The sequence below is a fragment of the Acinetobacter seifertii genome (genome assembly GCF_000368065.1).
Classification (GTDB): Bacteria; Pseudomonadota; Gammaproteobacteria; order Pseudomonadales; family Moraxellaceae; genus Acinetobacter; species Acinetobacter seifertii.
Genome location: NZ_KB851204.1, coordinates 288,478 through 289,076, shown reverse-complemented (window position 1 = coordinate 289,076; position 599 = coordinate 288,478). Strand labels below are relative to the sequence as shown.

The following is a 599-nucleotide window of genomic DNA, read 5'->3' as shown; positions in this document are numbered from 1 at the left end:
GCTGGATAGTTCACACCATCGACAGTTACCACCACCGTCGCGGTCGGGTCAGTTACTGTACCTGTTAATGCAGGTGTACTGTCATTGCTTAACACATCATTCAAGGTAACGACTGGTGCTGTCGTATCTACTGTCACCACAGCATTTGTTGTTCCCACATTACCTGCAGGATCGGCGGCCGTACCTGTGACAGGATTGCTTGCATTGATTGGATCAATCACTGGTGCATTTGGTGCTGTGGTATCTACTTTCACGACTGCATTTGTTGTTCCCACATTACCTGCAGGATCGGTTGCAGTCACAGTGATCGTATGTGGACCATCTGTCAATGTAGGAAGCGTATTGTCTGCAAGCGTCCAGGTACCATTACCATTATTCGTCGCTGGATAATTCACACCATCGACAATTACCACCACCGTCGCAGTCGGATCAGTTACTGTACCTGTTAATGCAGGTGTACTGTCATTGCTTAACACATCATTCAAGGCAACGACTGGTGCTGTCGTATCTACTGTCACCACCGCATTTGTTGTTCCCACATTACCTGCAGGATCGGTTGCAGTCACAGTGATCGTATGTGGACCATCTGTCAATGCAGG

Annotated in this window: 1 protein-coding gene; it reads right to left on the bottom strand. The window is 48.2% G+C overall.

Features of this window, described 5'->3' with window-relative positions; translation table 11 throughout:
* Window positions 1-599: Ig-like domain-containing protein (locus F985_RS23890; RefSeq protein ID WP_004705907.1), on the bottom strand; the 599-nt coding region annotated here is incomplete at both ends.